Annotated in this window: 21 protein-coding genes; 10 read left to right on the top strand and 11 right to left on the bottom strand. The window is 67.2% G+C overall.

Features of this window, described 5'->3' with window-relative positions; translation table 11 throughout:
• Positions 1–35: 35 nt before the first annotated feature.
• Both QH470_RS11220 and QH470_RS11215 read left to right on the top strand, forming a co-directional pair.
• Complete coding sequence (locus QH470_RS11220) at positions 36–1,457, top strand: MFS transporter (RefSeq protein ID WP_280272242.1); 1,422 nt, start codon at positions 36–38, stop codon at positions 1,455–1,457.
• A gap of 2 nt (positions 1,458–1,459) precedes the next feature.
• On the top strand, positions 1,460–2,125 hold the full coding sequence (locus tag QH470_RS11215; RefSeq protein ID WP_280272241.1) for an SGNH/GDSL hydrolase family protein: 666 nt from the start codon (positions 1,460–1,462) through the stop codon (positions 2,123–2,125).
• Here the strand turns inward: QH470_RS11215 and QH470_RS11210 are convergent.
• Positions 2,110–3,111: a helix-turn-helix transcriptional regulator gene (locus QH470_RS11210; protein WP_280272240.1), complete on the bottom strand. Its 1,002-nt coding sequence runs from the start codon at positions 3,109–3,111 to the stop codon at positions 2,110–2,112. The two genes, QH470_RS11215 and QH470_RS11210, sit on opposite strands and share 16 nt — an antisense overlap.
• A gap of 119 nt (positions 3,112–3,230) precedes the next feature.
• On the opposite strand from QH470_RS11210, the gene QH470_RS11205 reads away from it, so the two are divergent.
• From QH470_RS11205 to QH470_RS11185, 5 genes are all read left to right on the top strand, one after another.
• On the top strand, positions 3,231–4,163 hold the full coding sequence (locus QH470_RS11205) for an alpha/beta fold hydrolase (RefSeq protein WP_280272239.1): 933 nt from the start codon (positions 3,231–3,233) through the stop codon (positions 4,161–4,163).
• 125 nt (positions 4,164–4,288) lie between these two features.
• A complete protein-coding gene (locus QH470_RS11200; RefSeq protein WP_280272238.1) occupies positions 4,289–4,681 on the top strand; it encodes a YciI family protein in 393 nt (130 codons plus the stop codon).
• A complete protein-coding gene (locus tag QH470_RS11195) occupies positions 4,678–5,964 on the top strand; it encodes an RNA polymerase sigma factor (protein ID WP_280272237.1) in 1,287 nt (428 codons plus the stop codon). The genes QH470_RS11200 and QH470_RS11195 overlap by 4 nt, the downstream gene beginning before the upstream one ends.
• Positions 5,965–6,229: 265 nt before the next feature.
• Complete coding sequence (locus tag QH470_RS11190) at positions 6,230–7,198, top strand: AAA family ATPase (protein WP_280272235.1); 969 nt, start codon at positions 6,230–6,232, stop codon at positions 7,196–7,198.
• Entirely contained in the window at positions 7,140–9,722 is a 2,583-nt protein-coding gene (locus tag QH470_RS11185; protein ID WP_280272234.1) for a S8 family peptidase, read from the top strand. Before QH470_RS11190 ends, QH470_RS11185 begins: the two co-directional genes overlap by 59 nt.
• Positions 9,723–9,785: 63 nt before the next feature.
• On the opposite strand, the gene QH470_RS11180 is transcribed toward QH470_RS11185, so the two are convergent.
• The 5 genes from QH470_RS11180 to rpsF form a co-directional block, all read right to left on the bottom strand.
• Entirely contained in the window at positions 9,786–13,691 is a 3,906-nt protein-coding gene (locus tag QH470_RS11180) for a replicative DNA helicase (RefSeq protein ID WP_280272299.1), read from the bottom strand.
• A 662-nt stretch (positions 13,692–14,353) separates the two neighbouring features.
• Positions 14,354–14,809, bottom strand: coding sequence for a 50S ribosomal protein L9 (rplI, locus tag QH470_RS11175; protein WP_280272233.1), 456 nt, complete (start codon positions 14,807–14,809; stop codon positions 14,354–14,356).
• A 17-nt stretch (positions 14,810–14,826) separates the two neighbouring features.
• A complete protein-coding gene (rpsR, locus tag QH470_RS11170) occupies positions 14,827–15,078 on the bottom strand; it encodes a 30S ribosomal protein S18 (protein WP_187685871.1) in 252 nt (83 codons plus the stop codon).
• A 52-nt stretch (positions 15,079–15,130) separates the two neighbouring features.
• Complete coding sequence (locus tag QH470_RS11165; protein WP_280272232.1) at positions 15,131–15,679, bottom strand: single-stranded DNA-binding protein; 549 nt, start codon at positions 15,677–15,679, stop codon at positions 15,131–15,133.
• Between the two features lie 106 nt (positions 15,680–15,785).
• On the bottom strand, positions 15,786–16,076 hold the full coding sequence (gene rpsF / locus QH470_RS11160) for a 30S ribosomal protein S6 (RefSeq protein ID WP_280272231.1): 291 nt from the start codon (positions 16,074–16,076) through the stop codon (positions 15,786–15,788).
• Between the two features lie 248 nt (positions 16,077–16,324).
• On the opposite strand from rpsF, the gene QH470_RS11155 reads away from it, so the two are divergent.
• On the top strand, positions 16,325–17,638 hold the full coding sequence (locus QH470_RS11155) for a glycosyltransferase 87 family protein (protein ID WP_280272298.1): 1,314 nt from the start codon (positions 16,325–16,327) through the stop codon (positions 17,636–17,638).
• On the opposite strand, the gene QH470_RS11150 is transcribed toward QH470_RS11155, so the two are convergent.
• The gene (locus QH470_RS11150) at positions 17,639–18,196 is read right to left on the bottom strand and encodes a CGNR zinc finger domain-containing protein (protein ID WP_280272230.1); all 558 of its coding nucleotides are present in this window, start codon (positions 18,194–18,196) and stop codon (positions 17,639–17,641) included. It abuts the gene before it with no gap.
• 66 nt (positions 18,197–18,262) lie between these two features.
• Between QH470_RS11150 and QH470_RS11145 the strand changes: the two genes are divergently transcribed.
• On the top strand, positions 18,263–19,189 hold the full coding sequence (locus tag QH470_RS11145) for a DMT family transporter (protein WP_280272229.1): 927 nt from the start codon (positions 18,263–18,265) through the stop codon (positions 19,187–19,189).
• A gap of 33 nt (positions 19,190–19,222) precedes the next feature.
• Here the strand turns inward: QH470_RS11145 and QH470_RS11140 are convergent, their stop codons facing one another.
• The gene (locus QH470_RS11140) at positions 19,223–19,591 is read right to left on the bottom strand and encodes a MerR family transcriptional regulator (protein WP_280272228.1); all 369 of its coding nucleotides are present in this window, start codon (positions 19,589–19,591) and stop codon (positions 19,223–19,225) included.
• A 48-nt stretch (positions 19,592–19,639) separates the two neighbouring features.
• Between QH470_RS11140 and QH470_RS11135 the strand changes: the two genes are divergently transcribed.
• Positions 19,640–20,716: an alkene reductase gene (locus QH470_RS11135; protein ID WP_280272227.1), complete on the top strand. Its 1,077-nt coding sequence runs from the start codon at positions 19,640–19,642 to the stop codon at positions 20,714–20,716.
• Between the two features lie 9 nt (positions 20,717–20,725).
• Here the strand turns inward: QH470_RS11135 and QH470_RS11130 are convergent, their stop codons facing one another.
• From QH470_RS11130 to QH470_RS11120, 3 genes are read right to left on the bottom strand one after another with little or no spacing between them, the layout of a single operon-like run.
• Positions 20,726–21,481: an isocitrate lyase/PEP mutase family protein gene (locus QH470_RS11130; protein WP_280272226.1), complete on the bottom strand. Its 756-nt coding sequence runs from the start codon at positions 21,479–21,481 to the stop codon at positions 20,726–20,728.
• Positions 21,482–21,536: 55 nt separating this feature from the next.
• A complete protein-coding gene (locus QH470_RS11125) occupies positions 21,537–23,228 on the bottom strand; it encodes a glycosyltransferase family 87 protein (RefSeq protein WP_280272297.1) in 1,692 nt (563 codons plus the stop codon).
• Between the two features lie 29 nt (positions 23,229–23,257).
• The gene (locus QH470_RS11120) at positions 23,258–25,438 is read right to left on the bottom strand and encodes a transglycosylase domain-containing protein (RefSeq protein ID WP_425302650.1); all 2,181 of its coding nucleotides are present in this window, start codon (positions 25,436–25,438) and stop codon (positions 23,258–23,260) included.
• Between the last annotated feature and the right edge of the window lie 369 nt (positions 25,439–25,807).

The following is a 25,807-nucleotide window of genomic DNA, read 5'->3' as shown; positions in this document are numbered from 1 at the left end:
GGCCGACGAGCGGCGCGGACGAGAAGGGACGCCTGATGGATGACGTAGTGGCCGAGGCGGCGACGGACCAACCCACGGCACAGCGGCCGGGGCGGGATCATTCGACCGCGATCGTGTGGACCCTGTGCTCGGCCGCGTTCATGGCGATGCTGGACGTATTCGTCGTGAACGTGGCGTTCACCGCGATCGGCGAGTCCTACCGCGGTTCCTCGCTGGCCGACCTGAGCTGGGTCCTCAACGGGTATGCGATCGTCTATGCGGCACTGCTGATTCCGGCCGGGCGGCTCGCGGACCGATGGGGACGCAGAACCGGATTCCTGGTCGGACTCACCGTTTTCACGCTGGCCAGCCTGGCCTGCGCGGTCGCGCCGACGCTGTGGGCGCTGGTGGCGTTCCGAGTGCTCCAGGCGGTCGGCGCCGCCGCGCTCACCCCCGCCAGTCTGGGGCTGTTGCTCACGGTGCTGCCGCCGGCGCGCGTGCCGGGCGCCGTAAAGGTCTGGGCCACAACGAGTTCCTTCGCCGCGGCGTTCGGGCCCGTGGTCGGCGGCGCGCTGGTGGAGCTGTCCTGGCGCTGGGTGTTCCTGATCAATCTGCCGGTCGGTCTGGCGGCCGGAATCGCCGCGCTGCGCTTGGTGCCCGACCTGCGCCCGCAAGTGTCGGCGCGGGTCCCCGACCTGCTCGGAGTAGCGCTGCTGATCGTCGCGATCGGCGCGTTGTCGCTGGGTCTGGTGCAGAGCGGCGAATGGTCGTGGACCAGCGCGGCGACGCTCGGCGCGCTCGTCGTCGCCGGGGCGAGCCTGGCCCTGTTCGTGCTGCGGATGCGGTCGCATCCGGAGCCGGTGGTGTCGCCCGACTTGTTCCGGGTGCCGACGTTCCTGTGGGCCAACGTGACCGTGCTCGCGTTCTGCACCGCGTTCGGAGCGTGGTTCCTCAGCATCGCCATGTGGCTGGAGAACGGGGCCCGCTTCAGCACCATCGAAACCGGGCTCGCCATCGTCCCGGGGCCGATCATGGTGCCGATCTTCGCCGCCGTCGGCCAGCGACTGATCCGGCGAATTCCGGTGGGAACCGTTGTCGCCGTGGGGAATCTGCTGTTCGCCGGGGGCGTGCTCCTGGTATCGAGCAGCGCCGCCATGCCCGTGCGGTACGCCGCCGAGGTACTGCCCGGGTGGATGATCTCCGGTGTCGGCATCGGTCTCGCGCTGCCGAGCATGATCGCCTCCGCCGCCGTCGATCTGCCGCCGGACCGGTCGGCGACCGGCAGTGCGGTGGTGAACACCGCCCGCCAGCTCGGCTATGTCCTGGGCGTCGCCGTTCTGATCGCCCTCGTCGGGTCGCTCGCCTCCGACCGGATGCTGACCGCCTTCCGGCACGGCTGGTGGTTCGTCGCCCTCGCGGCCGCCGTCAGCGCGATAACGGCCTTCGGCATCACGCCCCGGACGAACTCGGGTAAATGATCATGACCTGGTCGACATCGACGGAAGAAACCGACCCCTTCTGCTTGCCGCCCTTGACCTCCGCGGCCTTGCTGTTCGACGCCCCGTGGCGCCGGTTCGGCGTGGTCGGCGACAGCCTGTCCGCCGGTACCGGCGACCCCACGCCCGGCTACGCCGACCAGGGCTGGCCCGACCGGGTGGCGAACATCTTGCGGCGGGTGCGCCCGGACCTGCGATACCTCAACACCGCGGAGAACGGCGTCACCACCGCCCGAACCGTGGCGGGCCAATTCGACCGCATGCTCGAATTCGCCCCCGATCTGCTGCACCTGCCGAGCGGACCGAACGACATCCTGCGCCGCGACCCGGACTTCGAGATGATCGAAAAGGCGATGCGCCGCATGTACGACCTCGCGGCGGGGACCGGCGCCCTGGTGACGACCTTCACCCTCGGCCGCGCCTACGTCGTCCCGGCCTTCCCGGACTGGTCCGAACGCATCCGCGCCATCAACGCCATGACCCGTCGCCTCGCCGCCGAATACGAGGCCGTGGTCATCGACATGTGGGATCACCCCTTCAACGACCGGGCAAACCTGTTGAGCGCCGACCGGATTCACTTCTCCACCTCCGGCCAAGCGGTGATGGCCACCGAGTTCGTCCGCCGACTGTCGCATCAACTCTCGACATGAACGGGCTCCTCAGGGTCAGGGTGATACGTGCGGACCAACGCGGCGGCGACCTCGCCCAGGTACCGCCGCAGGGCGGGTGGGTGCAGCACCTCGGCCTCCGCGCCCAGGCGCAGCAACAGTCCCGCGGTGTGCTCGAGGGTCTCCAGCGGGATCTCCACAACGGACCACCCGTCGCGTTCGAGGCGGGCGGTATCGCGCGCGGCACGCACCAGATCCGGATCGAGCAGATGGTCGAGGCGGTCCAGCACGTGTGCCGACATCCGCACGGTGGCCGTTCCCCGTCGGCGTCGGGCGTCGAACTCACCCAGCGAGTCCTGCCAATGCCGCGCGAGGTCGAACTCGGCGGGGCGTTCGAAGGTGTCGTCGAGGACCCGCAGCGTGACGATCTGCGACACCCGGTAGGTCCGGATGTCCCCTCCGGCGGCGCCGATCAGATACCAGTGGCCGGACTTGAGGACCAGGCCGTACGGGTCGAGGGTGCGCCGCACGTATCGGGGCTCGGCCCAGCGCAGGTATTCGATGTGCAGGCGGCGCTGTGTCCACACCGCCTCCACCACGTCGTTCAGGTGTGCGAGACCCTCCGGGCGGGCATACCACCGGTCGGTGTCGAGGTGGAATCGCTGCGTCATGCGCTCCGCCGGGGCGCGTACCGGCTCCGGCAGTGCGGCCAGCAGCTTCCGTCGGGCGGTGGTCAGTACCGCGCCCAGCCCCAGCGCGGCCGCCGGACCGGGCAGTCCGGACAGGAACAGGGCCTCGGCTTCCGCGGCGGTCATCCCGGTCAAGCGGGTCTGGTAGCCGTCCAGCAATCGGTAGCCGCCGTCCTGCCCGGCCTCGCCGTAGAGCGGAATGCCCGCGGCGCTCAACGCCTCCATGTCGCGATAGACCGTCCGGTCCGACACCTCCAACTCCCGTGCCAGCTGTCCGGCCGTCATTCGGCCGCGCGCCTGCAACAACAACACGATCGACAGCAATCTGCTCGCACGCACCACCCCAGTCTGGCGGCCACCACCGACAGTTCCTTCAACATCCGCGCCCCTCACTGACAGCACCTGTCAGTGACCCGCTCCTACCGTGTGTTCCGACCGAAACGACCACGGAGGAACGAATGATCGCGGCAACCGAAACGTTCGACGGCACCTGGCCTTTCCCCGCTCGCTTCACCGAATCGGCCGGATTCCGGCAGCACTATGTCGATGTCGGCCCCCGCGACGGTGCACCGATCGTGCTCTTGCACGGCGAACCGACCTGGGGATACCTGTGGCGGCATCTCGTCGGCCCGTTGTCGGGCACCCACCGCGTGGTCGTGCCCGACCACATGGGCTTCGGCAAGAGCGCCACCCCCGCCGGCCGCGGCTATCTCGCCGACGAGCACATCGACAATCTCACCGCGCTGCTCGCCGACGAACTCGACCTCACCGGCATCACACTGGTCATGCACGACTGGGGTGGTCCCATCGGCGCCGGGTTCGCGCTGCGCCACCCCGACCGGGTAGCGCGCCTGTTCGCCACCAATACCGTTGTGCCGCTGGGCCTTCCCGGATACGACGAGCTGATGGCCGCCAACCTCGCCGAGAGCGCGTGGTTCCGGTGGGCCATGTCCGCCCAGGAAACCGGCGCGCTGGAACAGATTCTGGGCAATGCCGGGTCCACCGTCTGCCACCTCATGCTTGCCCTGCAGACGATCGCCCGACCGGAGATCGTCACCCCCACCTGGATCCGCGCCTACGCCGAACATTTCGGCGGCCGCGCCGACTGCGAAGGCGTGCTCCGCTTTCCCCAGCAACTGGTCGCCCCGGACCCCGCCGCCGCGCCGACCCCGCCCGATCCACAGGCCGTCGCCGCACTACGCGCGAAGCCCGCGATACTCGTGGAGGGCATGCGGGACACCGCGCTGCTGCCCCGTCACATCATCCCGGCCTTCCGGCTCGCCTACCCGGACGCCCCCGTCATCGAACTCCCGCACGCCGGCCACTTCACCCCCGAGGACACACCCCACGAACTACTGACCGCACTGGAACTGTTCCTGCACAGCACCTGATGGCCCACGTCGAACCCGACTCGTCCAGGCGAGCGCGACGGCGATGTCGACATCGGGACGTGCGCTCCGACGTTTCGGGTAAGGATGGGTCATCCGGGCGCATCCTCGATCGTGAAGGAGCCGTGATGAAGTACGTGATCCTGATTCACTCCAATCCGCAACCCTGGGGACATCCGACGGGCGACTACCTGCCCGAGTACCAGGCGATGTCGCAGGCGGAACGAGACCGGGTGAACTCCGATTTCGAGAAGTTGCTCGGCGAGCTGCAAGAGAGGGGCGAGTTGGTGACGGGCGAGGCCCTCGGTGCGCCCGAGTCGTCGCGGCTGTATCGGTGGGCCGACGGGAAACCGCTGGTGACCGATGGTCCGTACTCGGAGGCCAAGGAGCATCTGGCGGGGTTCTTCCTGATCGACGTGGAGAACCACGCCCGCGCCGAGGAGATCACCGCGCAATTCGCCGGTCCGGGTGAAACCGTCGAATTGCGGCCCGCGATGTGGCCGGGCGGCGACGACCAATGAGCGTGGTGGAGGACGTGTGGCGGCAGGAGTCGCCGCACGTCCTCGCCGCCCTGCTGCGCCGGCACGGCGACCTCGGCGATTGCGAGGACGCCGCCCAGGAGGCGGCCGAAGCGGCCACGGCGCAGTGGTCTCGCGATGGCGTGCCCGCCAATCCGCGCGGCTGGCTGATCACCGTGGCGTCGCGCCGATTGATCGACCGGCTGCGGGCCGACCGGGCCCGGGCCGGGCGCGAAGAGGCCGTGACCGCCGCACAGCCCGGCGACTCGCGCTTCGCGCCGCCGGCGGACCAGGCGGTGGGCGACGAAGACGACGTGCTGCGGATGTTCGTGCTCTGCTGCCACCCGAGCCTGAGCCGTTCCTCGCAGGTCGCGCTGACCCTGCACGCCGTGGGCGGCCTCGGGACCGCTCAGATCGCCGCCGCCTACCTCGTTCCCGAACGCACCATGACGCAACGTCTCACCCGGGCCCGGTCGACGCTGCGGTCGGCCGGTGCGGTGTTCGAACTCCCGAGCCGATCCGAACTGCCCTCGCGCATCGCGTCCGTGCTCGATGTGTGCCATCTGCTGTTCACCGAGGGCCACACCCGTTCGGCCGGTGGGGCGTTGGTGGATTGGAGCGCGACCGATGAAGCGATCCGCCTCACCCGCCAATTACATTGCGCGATACCGGATCACGACGAAGTCGCCGGCGCCCTCGCCCTCATGCTGCTCACCAGTTCCCGAGCGGCGACCCGCACCGAGGACGGCAACCTGATCCCGCTCGGCGAACAGGACCGCAGCCGATGGGACCGGGACCTGATCGCGGAAGGCGTCGCGATCCTGGAGCGCGTGCTGCCGCGCGGCCACGTCGGCCGATTCCAGTTGCAGGCGGCGATCGCCGCCGTGCACGCGGAGGCCCCCACCTGGGAGAGCACCGACTGGCGGCAGATCAGCATCCTCTACGCCATGCTCGACCGCGTCGCTCCCGGCCCGATCGTGACCCTCAACCGAGCCGTCGCCCTCGGCATGGCCGTCGGCCCCCGGCAAGGCCTGGACCTGATCGCACCCCTGCTCGACAACCCGTCGATGCGCCGCCACCACCGCACCCACGCGGTACGCGCCCACCTCCTGGAAATGATCGGCGACCACCCCGCGGCCATCGCCAGCTATCGCGCGCCGCCCAACTCACCGCCAGCGTCCCCGAACAGCGATACCTCAACACCCGCATGCGCCGCCTCACCGAACGGTAGCCATTGCGGTTTAACTGTAGGGTCTCAAAAGTCGTGGCATCTCCCGATGCTGTGACCTGGGATTGACGTTCAGTCTCACGCGGCCGCCATCGCCTCCAGTCTCAAAACGGTGGCATTTCCTCGGCATCTGGAGCCTCTCGACAAAGCCTGAGGCGACCCCGAACCGCGGCCACGGACGCCAGCCGGAGTCAGCGTGAAGAACCGGACAGGCCACTGCGAGCGGAAGGCTGTGTTTCTGGCTGTCGTGGCATCGTAAGATGAGGCCCGACTCCAATGAGGGACAATAGAGTAAACGAAACGTCGAGGCAGGAGGTGACGGCGTGGCTGCCTCAGGCGATCACATCACTGCCATGGTCCGTAGCCATGCCTCCGGCGACGACGCCGCCTTCTACTCGGTCGCGCTCCAGATAGCTGCCCGGGAAGCTCGGCGAGGCCATCACGTCCTCGCAGGCGACATCAAGAAGGCTGTCGACGCCTCCCGCGAGCGGACGCCTTTGGCCAATGTGACCAAACTGGTGCCGTCCCGCGGTGAGCTAGCCGAACTGGTCGAGACGTCCCGGCCTGAAGTTCATCTCCGTGACCTCATCGCACCGAACGATCTGCTCACCCAGATCAAACAGGTCATCGCAGAACAACGTCAGCGCAAGAACCTGTTCGATCATGGCTTTGCGCCAGCTCACCGCCTGCTGCTCGAAGGCCCCCCAGGCACCGGGAAGACGATGACAGCGTCGGTGCTCGCTACCGAGTTGTCCCTGCCGATGTTCACCGTCAGGCTCGACAGCCTGCTGTCAAAGTTCATGGGAGAAACCGCCGGCAAGTTGCGAATCGTTTTCGACGCGGTTTCTCAGCATCGGGCGGTGTATCTGTTCGACGAGTTCGACGCGCTGGGTGCCGACCGATCGGGCAACGACGTGGGGGAAGCACGTCGCATACTCAACTCGTTTCTCGTATTCCTCGAGGAAGCCAGTCCAGAGTCGATCGTCATCGCTGCGACCAATCACCGCGCGATCCTCGACAAGGCTCTATTCCGTCGTTTCGACGTGGTCCTGACCTACTCGTTACCCGATTCACGACAGGCTGCCGCAGTCATCCGCGCTCGCCTTGGCTCGCTCGCGACAGGGACGGCGATGAACAAGCTCGGCGATTACACGGCCGGGCTCAGCCACGCCGAACTGGTGAAAGCCGCCGAGTCAGCAGCGAAGGCTGTGCTGATGCGTCGTGAATTGCAGGTTGGACGCGAAGACATCATCGCTGCTCTCATCGCGCGGCGAACGGCCAGCCTTGGCTGACGAACCCCAGTACCTGGACCACCTCTACATATCCGGGCACGCTGCATCCGAACGCTTCCGACGCTCCGGCGGAGGTAAGGCCAAAGTACAGTCTGTCGGGCGACGCCGTCACGGTCGCAAACTGAAGAGCGAGGCGGGTCAGGCATTCGCGACCTTCGACGCCGAACGCGACCTGCTGAACCTCAGCGATGTCGAGTTGCGGGCACTGGGAACAATCGTTGTGCTGGAAGGCAGCCCCGGCACCGACTACCCCTTGAAGGTCGAATCGTTGACCAGCAGAACCTCCCACCGGGAGCGCAGGCCACGATGGATTCTGCTGTCGGTGCACCCGGCGACGCCTGATACCCCCGAGCAGGCGACGGTCTGGGTCGCTGACGCCTACCGCCAGCAATTCCTCAAGCTGTTTCAGGACTACCTCGACGCCGAAACGTCTCAAGGAAATCCCAAGAACCGGGAACTGGTGGCAAACATCTCCAGGATCCGCCGTGCCGTACTCGATGACCTATGGACCTCAGCAGGCACACCCCCGCAGCACGGAACCACCTGGTGGGAGATCTGGCTCGACGCGACGTCCGAACATGCGCAAGACCTGGACCGGTTCGTCGAAGCCAACGGACTGCGTTCCCTCCATCGGTCCATCCTTCTCCGCGACCGTGTCGTGGTGTGGGTACAAGCCACCTGGCAACAACTCGAACTGTTGACTTACACCCGCATCCCTGTCGCCGAAATCCGCTCACCCGAGTTTATCGACACCGTCGAAGACCTCTCTGCCGACGAGACCATCGAATACGTGCAGGACCTGGCAAGTCGAGTGACTGCCGCACCTCATGACGCGCCCGCAGTATGTCATCTCGATACCGGGGTGCTACGGAGCCACGTACTGCTGCGTGACTCACTGTCCGAAGACGACCACCACACCATCCTCGGCACCTCCGGAACAGACGTGCACCCGTCGGGGCATGGCACGTCCATGGCAGGCCTCGCGCTGTTCGGAAACCTGGAACCACATTTGACCGGAAACAGCGTCATCAGACTTCAGCATCGCCTCGAATCGGTCCGAATGGCTCCGGCACCGCACGAAAGAGCTATCGCCCCAATCGACTTCGGCAGTGCCACCGTGCAGGCAGTTACGCTTCCCGAGATCACCAACCCCAGACGACGGGTATTCTGCCTCACACTCAGTACACAACCCGACAACCCAGGCGAACCGACCCTGTGGTCGGCCGCGGTCGATGCGCTCGCGGTCGGTAGCGACTCGACCCATGTCGGCGAGCAATTCCGGCTGCTTTCCGCACCGGACCCCGATGCAGCGCGGCTAATCATCGTCGCCGCCGGCAACGTCGACCGGTACGACCTCGACCACCGCGTCAATAGCGACACCTCGGCGATCGAAGACCCGGGGCAAGCGTGGAATGCCCTGACTGTCGGCGCGTACACAGACCTGACAGCGACTCCGGCTCATCCACAATACGACGGCTGGACGGTGATGGCGGGCGCCGGGCAGCTGTCGCCGCACAGCCGCACGTCGGTGATGTTCAACCAACGCAAGTGGCCGATCAAACCCGATATCTGCGTGGAAGGCGGCAATGTCCTCACCGACGGAGCACAGACCTTCGAACCACGACACGCCTTGTTGTCGCTGCGGACCACAGGCCACGCCCACGACAGCGCACTGACCTCGGCCAACGCCACAAGCGCGGCTACCGCGCAGGCCTCCCGGCTCGCGTCTCTCGCCATGTGCCGCTATCCCGACTACTGGCCCGAAACCGTGCGAGGGCTGCTCCCTCACTGTGCCGAATGGACGTCCGCAATGAGTGAGGAGGTGAAGGCCGATCAACTGAAAAACGCTCGCCTGCAACTGCTTCGCCGCTACGGATGGGGCGTCCCGACCGAAGACGCGGTCCTGAACTCAACACGTCGCGCTGTCACCATGGTCACCCAGGACCAATTCGTGCCGTTCGAGGGCGACGACTACACCATGCGCCAGTTCCGGCTTCATACCCTGCCCTGGCCCGCCGATGCACTCCGAGCAATCGCGGCTGCCGATGTCCGCCTACGAATAACGCTGTCCTACTTCATAGAACCTTCAGCGTCGCGCCGGGGCTGGCGTAGAAGGTACGCCTACCCGTCACACTCTTTGCGATTCGACCTGCAAGGACCGCTGGAGAAGCGGAGCGATTTCATCGCACGCATCAATCGAGATGCACAATCCGACGAAGACGGCGCACCCAGAACCAGCCCCAAGTCCGACCGATGGCTCCTCGGGGAACAACAGCGCTGTTTCGGTTCGCTGCATCAAGACGAATGGCACGGCTTGGCAAGCGAACTCGCCGAATGCAACTCGATCGCGGTATACCCCGTCGGCGGCTGGTGGAAGAACAGCAAATCCCCCGACAGACGAGATAACGCTGTGCGCTACGCACTACTAATCTCGCTAACCACCACCGAACAACACATAGACCTCTACACCCCGATCGAAACACAGCTTCATATCCCCGTCATCACACCGATCGCAACCAACTGACAGCCCTCCGCTCCAGTCAGCGGACGGAACCAGAGAGCCGTCCCGGCCCAACGACAGAACCACTCACCCGCGCGCCATATCCACGAAACGGCTGAGGTGCAGCTGATGCGCCACGGTGATGGTCGCGGTAGGCCCATTTCGATGCTTACCGAGTATCAAATCCGCCTCACCACCCCGAGGATCGTCCCGCTCGAACGCATCGGGCCGATGCAAAAGAATAACCATGTCGGCATCCTGCTCGAGGCTGTTGTGGACGGAGACGCCGTCTGCCACGAAATTGTGCGTCCCGGGGACTGTTCCGTCGTATACGTCCTGCTCGCCGAGGCTGCTGATCTCCACGATCCGATCCCAGAAGACGTCGTTCGTCGCGTACATCTCGATCTCGGCGTCTTCCAGGACGGCGGCGACCCGGGCCAGTCTGGAACGGCTGGGGGATTTCTTCCACATGGCGGAGCCGCAGAAACGGGATCCCATGGCCGCCGAGAAATCGCGGTGCGTGATGTGCTGCGTGGCGAGCAGGTCTCGGACCTTGTTCCAGATTTCCTTGGGAACCGTGTCGACGTTCGTATTGCGGATCATCGACTCGAGTTCCCGCAGTACTTGTTCGCCGAGTATGCCGCGGACGCCGTGTACACCGATGTCCTGTAAGAAGTTCGCCTGATTCTCCGCGCCGTCGATGCTCAGATGCCAGCAGTCCCGGTAGCCCGGCTTCGTGACTCGCCTGATTCGACCTTGCACACCGAGCCGAAGCAGCAACTGCGCGACGTCATCGATGAGACGTCGGCTGGTGGAGGCGTAGTAGATCCGGCCTTGACGACCCTTCTCATCCCATCGGACCGAACCGTCCGTCGCCCACAGGTGCCGAAGGAACAGCGCTACCTGGTCGTTCGGTAGAGCGAATACTCGTGCGGGCACATATTTTTCGTAGCTGCGCAGCCCGAACAGGCCCAACTCATCCAACCACGCGGCGATCGGATTGCGTTTTCCGTGTGTGAGACGGTAAGGCGCGCGCAGGCGCATCGTGGTGACCCTGGCGGCCGGATAGTCGTCACGCACCGCGGTGACGCCGAAATGCGTTGCCGCCGCGGCGACGGCGGACAGGTTCGCCTCATCGACACTCGCGTAACGGATCGGTTGGCGTTTCACGCACGACCCGTCGCCGATCATGTGGGCCAGCAGAATTACCTCGGCCTCGGGCATGCGCTCGGTGTGTGCCGGTTCGGGCACCCGGCGGGGCGTCGCCAAGCGATCGTCGACTCGCAGCTTGTCCAGCGAAATCCAGCCGTCGACGGTCAGGAAGGGATGGTTGCCCGTCGCCTCCACGACTCGGCCGGAAGCCAGGCGCAGGCGGAAGACTTCTTTCCGGCCGCTGGGAAAGACCTTCACCATCGGGCGGGCGACCATTCGCATGCGCTCGTCCAGCGACCACACCAAAGGCTGTTCGCCACTGGCGATCAACTCGCCGAGCGTGACCTCATTACCGGTATCGGCCCGCAGAATCCGCGTCGACGCGGGCAGACACCCCGACTCGCGCAGGTCGGAAACCATGGGGCGCTTGTCGGTTCGTTGTTCGGGGCCGCGGTTCAGCTGGGAGATCGCTACGACGGGGACCTCTAGTTCCTTGGCGAGGAGTTTGAGGCTTCGGGAAAATTCGGAGACTTCCTGCTGGCGGGATTCGACCTTTTTTCCGGAGGTCATCAGCTGGAGGTAGTCGACGACGACCAGGCGTAGATCGTGGCGCTGTTTGAGCCGCCGCGCCTTCGCGCGAATCTCCATCATCGTCATATTCGGCGAATCGTCGACGAACAGCGGCGCCTCGCTGATCTCACTCATCCGGCGCGCCAACCGAGTCCAGTCGTCGTCACTCATCCGCCCGGACCGCATATCCCCGAGCTTGATCCGAGCCTCCGCCGACAACAACCGCATGACGATCTCGGTCCGACTCATCTCCAGCGAAAAGATCACACTCGCCAACCCGTGCTTCACCGAAGCACTCCGCATGAAATCCATTCCCAGCGTGGAATTGTGCGTCGGGATCATCGAACGCCCGGCGAGGTACAGATGCTCCGTGTTGTCCACTTCGACACAGCGAACGGGTGTATCCGCGATTCGGCGAACATCGACGATGTACCGGGAGCGCGATCGGGCCGTGCTACTGTCCGCCCGGCGTTGTTTGTGCGCAATATGCTTTCGGTTCAATCCGAAAACCCGGTCGTCCGTAGCGAATGTAAGTGTGTATGCCGTTGACGAATCGACCGTGCGACCGCGAACCTGTTTCGTCGACACCTGGCAGCGGTATCCGAGACTGACGATCAATTCCTCGATATCGTGCGCCAACCGCGCGCTGGTGACACTGAACTGTGCCGAGCCTCCGTGCGTGACGGTTCCGTCGGTATCCAGGAGTCCGGCGAGCAGCGCGCGCCTCTGCGATTCCGACGACCGCAGATAGGACATCGGAATGTGCTTGTTGCCCAGCACGCCCAGTGTTCGAAGCCGGCCCTGGACTGTCCCTATCGAGTTTCTGCATGCCTGGCAGAGCCGTAAACCGATCGACGGCCCGCCACAACGATGGCATGTCGGTTTCGGTGCCGAAGGCGAAACGAAGCGCGCCTTTCCCCCGCACGACCGACCGCAGGTTCGGACTTCGCTTGTGAACGGGGTGAACTCGGCTCCACAAATCACACAGAATCGCGGTGAGATCGGCCCGTCGGCAGGCAACCGCAGGCTGTATCGGAGCGTCGCGGATTCGACAGGCGCCGCAACGATGCCCTCGCCTTCGATGCGGAGGATGATCTCGGGGTCAGCGGTGGTCAGGTGAGCGGATGCCGAGGTTCCGTCGCCGAGCCACGCGCCGAGAGTGTAGGGCGGTACCAACAAGTCCTGCTCGGGTAGCTGGAGCGGTTGAGCGTTGTTGACGGAGTGGTTTATCCGGCGATCCGCGGTGGCGCAACGCAATGTGGCGGCGACCTCGGCCGTTGTTCTCACTTCGGCGAAGGTCTGCTGGTTTCGCTGCCTGTTGTATCCACTCGCTGCCTGCTGTGCTGACTTGCGCGACGCACGTGTCTCCGTCAGCCACTGGTGTTGCTCGTCGGCGACTATGACTGTGCCGTCGGAGAATTCGACTTCGTAGCAGGGGCGGTCGGTCATGATCTCGGTGGCGGCGAGGACGCGGGTGGGGCGGCCCTGGGCGTCGAGGAGTTCGTCGCCGACGGTGACTTCGCCCATCGTGGTCCAGCCGGTCGGTGTGGGTAAGGGGGTGTCGAGGGCCAGGGCCTTCCCGACACCGGGCCGGGCGGCGACGATGATCATCTGGCCGGGGTGTAGGCCGTTGGTTACCTCGTCGAGTTCGGTGAAGCCGGTGGGGACGCCGAGGGACATGCCGCCGCGGCTGGCGATGGAGTCGATCTCGTCCATCGTGGGCTGGAGGAGTTCCTCCAGCGGCATGTAATCCTCGCTGGAGCGGCGTTCGGTGACTTCGTAGATTTCGGCTTGGGCGCGGTCGACCACCTCGGCGACGTCCTGGCCGTCGGAGCCGGCGTAGCCATATTGGACGATGCGGGTGCCGGCCTCGACCAAACGGCGCAGGATCGCCTTCTCCGCGACGATCTCGGCGTAGTAGGAGGCGTTGGCGGCGGTGGGGACGGTCTGCGTCAGGGTGACCAGATAGGGGGGGCCGCCGATGCGCTTGAGTTCGCCGCGGCGGTCGAGCGAGGCGGCCACGGTGACGGGGTCGGCGGGTTCGCCGCGGCCGTACAGGTCGAGGATGGCGTCGTAGACGGCTTGGTGGGCGGGGCGGTAGAAGTCGCCGGGGCGCACCACCTCCACGACGTCGGCGATGGCGTCCTTGGACAGCAGCATGCCGCCGAGCACCGACTGCTCGGCCGCCATGTCGTGCGGCGGCTGGCGGCCGAAATCCTCCCCTTGCGAGTCGGAGTACTCCGAGTGCCCGCGATCATCGACGACTGCCACCCGACTCGACCGTCCTCTCTCATCACGCTCGCGGCACCGAGAGTATCGAGCCCTCTTTGTACGCCCGGGCACCGACACGTTCGGATTGCCGCGCGGCGACGCTGCCGGGGGTTGCCGCAGTTCGCGGGCGGCGATCAGCAAACCGGTGGAGCGTTCTGCGAGGCTCGCGAAATCGCGGTGTACGGGGCGTGGGATCACGACACCGGGAAGAACCTAAGGGACCGAACTGTGGACTACCAAACCGCCCTGTGCATCCACCTGTGGACAAACTGGGGACTGTTCACCCGCTGTTGTGCAGCCCATGTGTATTACCTGGGGAAAGTGCGCGCGGATATCCGATACCACACAGGTAGGAACCGTTTATAGCGCCTGTGCACTTGTGGATTAACAGTGCATCGGCGTGTCGGCCAAGATGAACGGCCGGGCGTGTTGGGTTAACAGAGCTCTCTCGGGATATGGCGTGGATCACATTGCGAATGGTCGGTTTGCCGAGTTTTCCCCAAACCATCCCGAACTGGGGTTAAAGCGATATGGAATATCTGCCGACCGTACCCCGGCCTGCGCGCCCCAAGAATAGCTAACGAATAGCAAACACAGACACCCGCGCAGCGGAACACCACCTCCGCACCGATCGGCGCGGAGGTGGTTTCCCACAAACGGTATTACTCGGAGGCGTCGACCAGCAGATCGAACTTGGCCGCCACATCCGGGTGCAGATGCACCACGACACCGTGCTTGCCGGTGCTCTTGATGTGCGCCTTCGGCAGCTCGATGCTGCGCTTGTCCACGACCGGGCCGCCGGCGGCCTTGATGGCCCCCGCGACGTCGGACGGGGTGACCGAGCCGAACAGCTTGCCGGTGCCGGCGGTCTTCACCGCGAGGGACACCGACTCCAGGTTCTCGATGGCCTGCTTCAGCTCGTTGGCGTGGTCGAGGTCGCGCACGCGACGGGCGTCCTGCGCCCGGCGGATGCCCTCGACCTGCTTCTGCGCACCGCGAGTGGCCGGGATGGCCAGGCCGCGCGGCAGCAGGAAGTTGCGGCCGTAACCGTCCTTGACCTCCACGGTGTCGCCGGGCGCACCGAGGTTGTCCACATCGGCAGTCAGAATCAGCTTCATCGTCGTGTGCCTCCCTCTCAGCGAGCCGTGGACACGTACGGCAGCAGGGCCACCTCGCGGCTGTTCTTGACCGCGACGGCGACATCACGCTGGTGCTGCACGCAGTTGCCGGTGACGCGGCGGGCACGGATCTTGCCGCGATCGCTCACGAACTTCCGCAGCATTGCCGTGTCCTTGTAATCGATCTGGACGGTGCCGCTCTTCGCTTCCTTGCAGAAGGCACACGCCTTCTTCTTCAGCACCTTTTCGCGCGCCGGTGCTTTGGCCATTGTTTTCTACTCCGTCATGCCTGGGAGCCCGTGGGCCCCGATGAAAGCCGTTCTAGAACGGCGGTTCGTCGTCCATTGCGCCGCCCCCGAAGGAGCCGGCTGCGGGAGCGCTGCCCCACGGGTCCTCGCCGCCGGCGGAGCCTTGCTGCTGCCCGCCGCGACCGCCACCGTTGGCGCCGCTGTTGTAGCCCCCACCACCGCCGGAGCCGCCACCGAAGCCACCGCCACCACCACCGCGCGAGGTCTTGTTGACCTTCGCGGTCGCGTAGCGCAGGGAGGGACCGATCTCGTCGACCTCGAGCTCGACGACCGTGCGCTTCTCGCCCTCGCGGGTTTCGAAGGAGCGCTGTTTGAGCCGTCCGCTCACGATCACGCGCGAGCCTCGGGTCAGGCTCTCGGCGACATTCTCCGCAGCCTCACGCCAGATGTTGCAGCGCAGGAAAAGCGCCTCGCCGTCTTTCCATTCGTTGGTATTACGGTCGAACACGCGGGGTGTCGATGCCACGGTGAAATTGGCTACCGCGGCCCCCGCGGGCGTGAATCGAAGTTCCGGGTCGGCCGTCAAGTTTCCGATGACGGTGATGACCGTGTCGCCAGCCATGGTTCCTCCTGCTCTTCGGTGCAGTCCGCCGTGCACTCGTGTGTTGCGCTAGAGCCTAGAGACAGGCACCGACGACTACGAGTGCGGTTCGCTCTCCGAGAGGGGCTTACTTCTTGTTGTTGCGCAGCACCTTGGTGCGCAGCACCGATTCGTTCAGCCCCAGCTGGCGATCGAGCTCGCTCACCGTGTCGGGCTCGGCGGTGAGATCGACGACCGCGTAGATGCCTTCGTTCTGCTTGGCGATCTCGTACGCGAGCCGGCGGCGGCCCCAGATGTCGACCTTGTCGACCTTGCCACCCTGCTGCGAGATCACACTGAGCATCTTGTCCAGGTTCGGACCGACGGTGCGCTCATCCAGATTGGGATCGAGAATGACCATCACTTCGTATTGACGCACGGGAACCCATCACCTCCTGTGGACTAAGGACGGCCCACGGACGTTCCGTGGGCAGGAGGGTCGTCGCGTCAGCAACCCGCCAAGGCTACATGAGCTGGTGTTCGCCGACGAAATCGATCTCCGTCCGAAAAGGAATGCGGACGCGCACGGGGTGCGCCACATATCGTGGTCCCATGTCGAACCGAGCGGATACCGCGCGCCCGGGAGGCCGGGCCGCCGCCGTCGCAGCGACGCTGCTGTGCGGCGTGATGCTGGTGTTCGCCTATTTCAACAAGGCACGCTGCGCGGTCGGCCCGTTCGACGCCGACGGCCGCAGCGAGATGTTCGACAAGATCAAGGATGCCGAGGTCTGCTACTCCGACATCCAGTTCCTGTGGCTTGGCCGCAGCATCAACGAGCACGTCTTCCCGTACATCAGCGGCGGCATCACCTCGGACGGCACGCTGACCGGCGGGGCGGTGGAATACCCGGTACTCAGTGGATTGCTGATGTGGCTCGGCGCGGCGGGCGCCACCGACGATGCGGTGTTCCTGCTGCATTCGGCCCTGTTGCTGGCTCCGTTCGCGCTGGCGACGGCGTGGATGCTGGGCCGGCTGTCCGGTCCGGCCGCGCTGCTGTGGTCGGTGGGCCCGCCGCTGCTGCTCTACGCGTTCCACAACTGGGAGCTGCCGGTCGTGTGGACGTCGGTGGCGGCCGTCTATGTGGTCACCGCGCTGACTCGATACTCGTTGCGGGCCCGCGCGATCGCGGCCGCCGTGCTGCTGGGCATCGGTTTCTGCCTGAAACTGTATCCGGGCATCTTCGTGCTGCCGCTGCTGATCTACGTGCTGACCCGCGGCGCCGGGCAGGGCGGCGACGAGCAGGATGCGGACCGGCCCGGCGGTTACGACGTGCGCGGCGCGCTCGCGGTGGCCGCCGCCGCGGCGGGCACGGTGGTCGCGATCAATCTGCCCTTCGCCCTGGCCGGGTACGAGGGCTGGCGCGCCTCGATCACCTTCCAGCAGTTGCGGCAGGCTGATATCACCACCAACTCGATCTGGTACTGGGGACTGCGACCCCTGTTCGGCGAGGCGCCGGGCAGCGAGGAGTCGTTCCAGGAGGTGGTGTCGGCGGCGTCGCCGGTGCTCGTGCTGGTGTCGTTCCTGCTGGCGGTGTGGCTGGGCTGGAAGCGGTACAGCGCGGGCGCGGCCTTCCCGTGGGTCGGGGTCAGCGCCGCGATGCTGTGTGGATTCCTGTTGTTCCACAAGGTGCATTCCCCGCAGTACACGCTGTGGCTGATTCCGTTCCTGGTGCTACTGCGGGTTCCGTGGGCGGCGGTGGGCGGGTATCTGCTCGCCGACGCGGCGATCGGGATCGGGGTCTTCCGCTACTTCTATGCCCTGGGGTCGGGCGACCCGGCCGATATCGAGAAGCATGTCGTGCAGTTCGGCGTGTGGGGACGGGCCCTGCTGCTCGTGGTGTTCTTCTTCGTCTTCCTGTGGGCCGAGCCACGCGGTCGCCGTCGCGAGCCCGTGCCGGTGCCCAATTACCCTCGGGGCGAACTGGTTTCGGTATTCCGCTGACTACGATCCGCCGTGCCGGGCGCGGAAGGCGGCGCTCTTCGCGCGGTTGCCGCAGCGGGCCATATCGCACCAGCGCCGGGTGCCGCCGCGCGAGGTATCGATGTACAGCCGGGTGCAGTTGTCGCGGCCGCACTGTTTGATTCGCTCGCGGTCGGGGCCGCCGAGCAGTTCGATGGCCGAGCGGGCCAGCGCCGCGAGAGCCGAATCCACGGTGCCGGTGCGGCGCACGGTGTGGTCCGGTAGCAGCGCGATCAGCGGCGGCTCGCCGCGGGCGGTGTCGTTGACGAGCGCGCGGTCGGACTCGTCGGACGGCTCGCCCCGCAGCGCGGCCAGTGCCAGGCGGTAGACGGCCTCGCGCACCGCCACGGCCCGCCGCAGGGCAGCCTCGTCGCAGTCGGGCACCGCGTCGAGCAGGTCGGCGGTTATCAGCCAGCGGGCCAGATCCGCCGGGGTGACCAGCCGATCCAGGTGATCGGTGGTCCGGGCGGCGACCGTGCCGGCGAAGTCCAGGGCCGGGTTGCCGCTGACGAAGGTGAACACCCCACCGATAGTAACCACCTTGACAGGTTACGTCTGCGACTGCGACGGTAGTAACCGGTCTGGATGGTTACCTCGGGAGGTCCGGTGCAGAATCGTCTGATGGACACGGCCGCGCCCGCGGCCTTCGTCGTGATGTGGAGCAGCGCGTTCATCGCCGGAATCATCGGCGTGGGCGCGGCGCCGCCGTTCCTGGTGCTGTTCGTCCGATTCGGCGCGGCCGCGGTGGCGCTGGCGTTGTACGCGCGGTTCGTCGGCGCGCGGTGGCCGCGCGGTAGGCAGTTGGGGCACGCGATCGTCGCCGGACTGCTGATGCAGTTGATCCAGTTCGGCGCGTTCTACACCGCGATGGCCGACCACGTCTCGGCGGCGGTGATCTCGCTGGTGCAGGGGCTGAACCCGGTGGTGATCGCGTTGTTCGCCGGGCGCGTGCTGGGGGAGACGGTTACCGCGCGGCAGTGGCTCGGGTTCGGGATCGGTGGCGTGGGAGTGGCTTTGGCCGTCGCGGACCAGTCCGCGTTCTCGCTCGCGGGGCTGCTGCTGTGTGTCGGTGGGCTGCTCGGGCTGAGCCTGGGCACCGTGTATCAGAAGCGCTTCACGCCGACCATCGACTCACGCAGCTCCACGGCCGTGCACGTGCTGGCGAGCGTGCCCGTCGCCGGACTGATCGCCGTGCTGCACAACGACTTTCACATCAATGACCCAGGCCGCTTCGCCGGCGCGATGGTCTGGATGGTGCTGATCAATTCGATGGGCGCGTTCCTGCTGCTCAATGCCATGCTGCGCCGCTGGGACACCACCCGGGTGGGCAAGCTGTTCTTCGCTACGCCCGCCGTCACCGCCGTCATGGCTTGGCTGCTGATCGGACAACCGTTGCGGCCCTTGACGATCGCGGGTCTCGCGGTCGGGGTGCTGGGCATGGTGCTGGCGTCCCGGCGCGCCGGTCGGAAGGACTCGCACGCCGCGCCCGAAAGCGAAAACCGGTATGCGGCAGAGTCTGTCGCGAGCCGATGACGCCGCCGATCCCGTGCGACTCGGCACCAGGACTCAGTCGGCCGGGCAGCCCTCGGCCGCGCGGATGACACCGTCGAGGACCTCCCGGGCGCGATGCATGTCCTTGATGCAGGCGTCGATGCGGGCGCGCTCGGAGGTCAGCGCCTCGGTCAGCCACGGGGTGGCGAGCGCGCTGGGCGTCCCGTCGGCGTCGTGGATGCAGGGCAGCATTTCGGCGATGGTGGCGCTGTGCAGGCCCGCGGCGAACAGTTCCTGGATGCGCACCACCCGGTCCACCGCCGATTCCGGGTAGTCGCGCTGGCCGCCGGGGGTGCGGGTGGCGGCCAGCAGGCCGCGGCTCTCGTAGTAGCGCAGCGACCGGACGCTCACTCCGGTCCGGTGCGCCAGTTCACCGATTCGCATGAATCAATCCTTGCACCTGACATCAATGTCAGGTTTTACGGTACGCGCATGAAGCTGCTGACCGAATACCGTGCCCTGCCGAACCGGGTGGTGATGGCCCCCATGACCAGGCTGCGTTCGCATCCCGACGGCTCGCCCACGTCGGACGTCGTGGACTACTACACGCAGCGCGCGACGGCGGGACTGATCGTCACCGAGGGGATATGGCCGCATTCCAGCGGGCAGAGCGAGGCCTGGGTGCCGGGCCTGCAAACGCCGGAACACGTGGCGGCCTGGCGCCGGGTGACCGAATCGGTGCACGCCGCCGGCGGCCGAATCTTCGCCCAGCTCATGCACGGTGGGCGCAAGGGACATCCGCTGGCCCGCATCGACGGGACGCTGCCGGCCGGTCCGTCGGCGGTGTCGGACGGGGACGTGCTGCATCTCATCGACGGCGGAAAGGCCGAATCGCTCGTGCCGCGCGCCATGACGCGGGCCGAGATCGCCACGGCCGTCGAGCATTACGCGGCGGCCGCACGCAACGCCGTCGCCGCCGGGTTCGACGGTGTCGAAATCCACGCCGCCAACAGCTATCTGGTGCACCAGTTCCTCGCCGACAACACCAACCTGCGCGACGACGACTACGGCGGCTCGCCGATCAATCGGCTGCGTTTCGCCCTGGAGGTCACCGATGCCGTTGTGGCGGAAGCGGGTTCGCATCGCACGGCGATCCGGCTCTCGCCCGGAAATCCGCAATTCGGTATGAACGAACGGGATCCGGCGCCGCTGTACCGCCTGCTGGTCACCGAACTCGACCGCCGCGAGCTGGCCTACCTGCATCTCACCGACAGCGACGACTATCCGGCGCTCGCCGATCTGCGCCCGCGCTGGCACGGCACGCTGATCGCCAATGTGGGGGAGAACCGCGCGCCCACCTCCGCCGCGGCCGCCGAACAGACGCTGCGTTCGGGCCACGCCGACCTGGTCTCGTTCGGCCGCGCCTTCATCGCCAATCCCGATCTGGTGCACCGGATCTCCCACGCGCTGCCGCTGGCCCCGATCCGCGAGCACGTCCTCTACGGCCGCACCGCCGAGGGCTACACCGATTACCCGTCCTGGGACGGCACGGTCACCTCTGCCGCGTAGGGGAGGGGCTCACCGCCAGCGCCCCAGCAGCCGGTTCACCTCGGTGTTGAGGGTGCGCTGGAGGAACGGGCCGAAACTGATCCGGGCTACGCCGAGTTCGGCGAAGGTCTTCGGGTCGTCCTGGTCCGGGAGGCCGATGGCGTTGACCGGCAAGGGCAGTTCGGCGCAGAGGCGGCGCTGGTCGTCGGGCTCGTGGCGGCCGACCGGGTACAGCACGTCGGCGCCGGCCTCGGCGGCCAGGCGCAGCCGGGCGATGGCGCGGTCGAGACGGTCCCCGGCGTCGCCGATCTGGCGCAGCAACAGGTCGGTGCGGGCATTGATCACCACGTGCACGCCGGTCGCGTCGGCGGCCTGGCGCAGCGCGGCGACCAGGTCCGCGTGCTCCTGCGGTGCGCGCAGCCGCCCGCCCTCGGCGTGCACGGTGTCCTCGAGGTTGAAGCCGACCGCACCCGCGCCGAGCAGCCCCTCGATCAGCCGCGCCGGTTCCTGGCCGTAACCGGATTCCAGGTCGACGGAGACGGGAATGTCTACGGCCGAGGTGATTTCGCCGACCCGGCGCAGGACGTCGCCGGAGAAGTCCATGCCCTCCTGATCGGCCTTGCCGACCGAATCCGCCAGGGGGTGGCTGCCGATGGTCAGCGCCGCGAACCCGGCCTCCTGCGCCAGCCCCGCCGACCAGGCATCCCAGACCGTCGGCAGTACCGCGGGGTCGCCGGGCCGGTGCAGGGCGAGGAACGTGGTGGCCTTGTCGCTCAGAGTCGTCATGACCGTGATCCTTCCAGCAGCCCCGCGCGAGGCCAGGTCCACCTGCCCCGAGAATTCACGAACCACCCCGCGCGGCCGGGACTGCGGCGGGCCGGGGACGCAGCATCGACGGCAACCAGGGGAGCAGCGGGTCGATCGCGCGATCCAGCACGCCGCCCACCGGATCGTCGACGCCGTCGCCGCGCACCGGGTCCTCCGCCGGGCGATAGATCTGCCGAACGATCAACGCGCACAGGCCGATCACGGCCAGGTCGCGCAGCACGACGGTGCCGGTGAACCACTGCTCGGGCACGCCCTTCTTGTCCGTGCCCAGGTAGTAGTACATGCGCGGGAACCACACGAGGGCGTCGATCGTCATCCACGCCAACAGGATTCGGCGATGCGGCAGCGCCAGCACCGCCAGCGGCACCAGCCACAGCGAGTACTGCGGACTCCACACCTTGTTGGTCAGCAGGAACGCCGCCACCACCAGGAACATCAACTGCGCCACCCGCGGTCGGCGCGGCGCGGTCAGTCCGATGTAGGCGACGGCGGCGCAGGCGGCCGCGAACAGCAACAGCGACACCAGGTTCAGCACGGTCGGCGTCTGCGTCGCTTTCAGCGGTCCGTCGAAGCCCGCCCAACCGGTGAACGAGGTGATGACGTTGTAGATCGAATCCGGGTCGGCATGGCGTTCGGTGTTGAGCCGGAAGAACTCTCGCCAGCCGTCCGGGAACGGCAGCAGGATGGGCACATTCACCAGCAGCCAGGAGGTGGACGCCGCGCCGATGGCCAGCCCGGCGGACCGCAGCGGGCTCAGTTGCGCGTCGGCGAGATACTCCCGCAGGCCGTGCCACGGTCCCGCGCGGTGCCGCAGTCGTTCACGCAGGCCGATCAGCCGATGCCGCCCGTCGCAGCGCAGGCACAGCACCAGGATCGGGCCGAGCAGCAGCAGCGGATACAGCTTCGCCGCGCCGCCGAGGCCGAGCAGCACGCCCGCCAGCACCGGCCGCCGCCGCGCCCAGGCCAGCAGGCCCGTCGCCGCGAAAGCCGTTGCGAGCGCGTCGAAATTGGTGAACGCGTGCACCAGCACCAGCGGCGACGCCGCCACCAGCGCCGCGTCCCACACCCGGCGCCCGGACAGCCGGGCCGAGGCCCACACGGTGACGAGCCACGCCATCGCCAGACCGACCACGGCGACGTTGAAATACACCACCACGGGCAGCGCCCCGGGCAACCGCAACTGCTCCCACGCGGTGGCGACCTCCATCGCCGCGTACTGGTAGAGACCCGACAGCACCGGATATTCCATGTACCGGGCCTGCGGCTTGCCGTCGGAACCGAATTCGGTCCACTGCTTCTTGTACGGGAACGCGCCCTCGTCGAGGTGCTCGGCGCCGTAGAGCGGCACGGTGTCCGAATAGCACATGGCCACGTACTGGCGGCCGTTGTTCCAGTCCAGGGTGAGGCCGCCCTCGCCGTCGGACGTCTGCTGGATGCAGCCCGCCTTGCCCGCCCAGCTCAGTGCGAGGAACACCACCGCGATCGCCAGCAGCACCCGCAGCGGCGTCCAGAACCGGGTGCGGCCGATCAGCGCGTGGTCACCGACCGGTCCGCCGATGACGGTGGACAACTGCGAGGTCAGCGAATCGGTCCGGCTCGGCTTGTCCCGCCGGTCGGCCGATCTCGGATCCGGTGCCACCGGCGCCGGAGACGCGTAGCCACGGACGTTGTCGGGGCTCGCGTCTCCGGTGGCCGGAGGATGCACCAGCTGCTGCTCGATCACGCCGTCCGAGGCTACCGTTGCCGCGGCGACGTACCGTTTCCTGTCCCCTGCTGATTACCTTCGGGGGCGCCCGGTTCCCCGGACGGCGCGACCGGCTGACCCGGCAGCGGACCCGCACCGGGATCCTGTTGCTGCCCTTGGCCTTGCTGCTGCTGTTGTTGCTGCGAGCGCTGATTGGGCGCCAGGCCCGGCACCGGAATGGTGATGCCCGGCAGGATCTCCATCTGCGAGGGGGTCACGACGACCGGCGGGACGTACTCCTGTGTCGTCGAGGGCGGGGTGTAGGCCGCTGTCCACGACGGCACGCCCGCCTGTCCGGCGATCGGCGCCGGCTTCGGGAAGTTCAGGTTGGGCGTGCCCTTCAGGGCGCCGTCCATCGTGTCCTTCCAGATGTCCGCCGGCAGGCCGGAGCCGTAGATCATGGAGCCGCTGGCGTTGCGCAGCTTCTCGCCCTCCTCGGTGCCGACCCACACCGCCGTCGACAGTTGCGGCGTGTAGCCGACCATCCAGGCGTCGCGGTTCTCGCCGGTGTCGCCGAGCTGGGCGGTACCGGTCTTGGCGGCCGAGGCGCGCCCGCCGGTCAGGTCGTGTTTGCGCGACCACCCGGCGATCGGCTGCATCGCGGAGGTCACGTTGTCGGCGATGGCCGCGGGGACGCGCTGCTCACCGGCGACCTCGCCGCGGTCGAGCAGGACCTGCCCGTCGGCGGTCACGACCTTCGAGACGAAGTGCGGCTTGTGATAGACGCCGGAGGCGGCCAGCGTGGCGTACGCCGAAGCCATGTCCAGCGGCCGGGCCTGGTACTGACCGAGCACGATGCCGTTGTTGGGCGGGCCGCCGTCGGGATCGACCAGCGACTTGCCCACGCCGGGGATGGTGTCCGGGATGCCCAGCTTGTGTGCCATGGCGGCGATCTTCTGCGGGCCGGAGTTCTGGCCCATGTCCAGCTCCATGCGGTAGAAGCTGGTATTCAGCGACCGCTTGAGCGCCTCGGCGATGGTGCAGGTGCCGCACTGCTCGCCCTCGACGTTGGTGATCTTGATGCCGTTCACCGTCAGCGGCGAGCTGTCGTACATCGTAGAGAGTGGCTTGCCCAGTTCCAGATTCGCCGCCAGGCCGAACACCTTGAACGACGAACCGGGCATCAGGCCGGCGTTGGCGAAGTCGTAGCCCTGGCCGTTCTCGCCGCCGTAGTAGGCGCGCACGGCGCCGGTCTTGGGATCGACCGACACCACCGCGGTACGGAGGTTCTCGGGCTCGCCCTGCATGTTCTTCTGGGCGGCGCCGACGGCGGCCTGCTGCGCCTTCGCGTCGATCGTGGTGGTGATCTGCAGGCCCTCGGTGTTGAGCTGGGTGTCGCTGATACCGGCCTCGGACAGCTCGGCCAGCACCTGCCGCTTGATCAGGCCCTCGGGTCCGGAACCGGCTGATTCCTCACCGGCCTTGGTCGACGGCTGGACCTGCGGATACGCCATGCCCTTGCGCTGGGCGGCCGGGAGGGACCCCGCGCCGACCATGCCGTCGAGGACGTAGTTCCAGCGCGCCTCGGCGCCCTTCGGGTTGTTTTCCGGGTCCAGGCCGTAGGGCTGCTGGATGGTGGCGGCCAGCATCGCGCCCTCTTCGACGGTCAGCTCCTGCACCGGCTTGTCGAAGTAGGCGTGCGCCGCCGCGTCGATGCCGAAGGTGCCGCGGCCGAATGGGATCGTGTTCAGGTAGGCGGCGAGGATGTCGTCCTTGCTCCACTGCCGCGCCATCTTGGCCGAGATCACCAGCTCACGCATCTTGCGGCTGAGCGAGCGCTGATTACCGACCATCGAGTTCTTGACGTACTGCTGGGTGATCGTCGAACCACCGCCGGCGCTCTCCTTGCCCAGCACGTTGTCGCGCGCGGCGCGGGCGAAACCGGAGATGGAGAAACCGGGGTTGGTGTAGAAGTCCCGGTCCTCGGCGGCGATCACCGCGTTGCGCACGTGCGGCGGGATCTGGTCGATGGTGACATCGGTGCGGTTGCCGTCGTCCGGCACGATCTTCGCCAGTTCCGAGGTGCCGTCGGAGGCGAGGATCGAAGCGACCTGATTGGTTTTGAGATCGCCCGGCTGGGGTACCGACACCGTGGTGTACGCGATCAGGAAGACCGCGCTCGGCACCACGATGGCGAGCGCCACCAGCACGTAGAGCACGCGCCGCACGATCCGCCACGGCGATTTCTTCTTCGCCTGCGGGCGGCGGCCACCGGGACCGGAGCCGCCGCTGCCCCCGTTCTTGCGGGGCGGGGGGCCGGACGGTGGTGCGGGGCGGTCGGCCGCGCGGTGGCCGCCGGTGGTCGGGCCGGAGGCCGGGCGGCCGCCTTCGCGGTCCGGGCGGGGCCGGGTGGCCGTGCCGGAACGCTGATTGCGCTGGGCGACAGCCTCACTCAGCGAGCCCGCCGAGATCTTCTTGGTGGTCTGGTCGGGCCGGCTGATCTTCTGCGTGGCGCGGGCCGGGTCCACCGGCACCGGGCCGGAGCGCGGCCCCGGCGGTGGCGCCGGGCGGCGCGGTGGCTGGCCGCCCGGTCCGCGTGG

Origin of the sequence: Nocardia wallacei (assembly GCF_029868745.1) — a bacterium.
In the GTDB taxonomy this organism is placed as follows: domain Bacteria; phylum Actinomycetota; class Actinomycetes; order Mycobacteriales; family Mycobacteriaceae; genus Nocardia; species Nocardia wallacei_B.
Note: the sequence above shows the minus strand (reverse complement) of the source record. Positions and strands in the feature narration are given on the sequence as shown.